Source organism: Alcanivorax sp. HI0007, from assembly GCF_001635525.1.
Taxonomy (GTDB): domain Bacteria; phylum Pseudomonadota; class Gammaproteobacteria; order Pseudomonadales; family Alcanivoracaceae; genus Alcanivorax.
In genome coordinates, this window is the sequence record NZ_LWEJ01000072.1 from 1 (window position 1) to 220 (window position 220).

Annotated in this window: 1 protein-coding gene; it reads left to right on the forward strand. The window is 65.5% G+C overall.

Annotated features, from left to right (window positions below; genetic code table 11):
* Positions 1–220, forward strand: a 220-nt coding sequence (locus tag A3714_RS03485) for a dihydroxy-acid dehydratase (RefSeq protein WP_197463356.1), incomplete at both ends; no start/stop codon positions are given.

Here is a 220-nt window from a genome sequence, read left to right on the forward strand (position 1 = left end):
GCCTGGGCAAACAGTGCGCCCTGCTCACCGATGGTCGTTTCTCCGGCGGCACCTCCGGCCTGTCCATTGGCCATGCCTCCCCGGAAGCGGCGGAAGGCGGCGCCATCGCCCTGGTGGAAGAAGGCGACACCATCGCCATCGACATCCCCAACCGCACCATCAACCTGGACATTTCCGATGAGGAACTGGCCCATCGTCGCAGCAAGATGGAAGCCCGCGG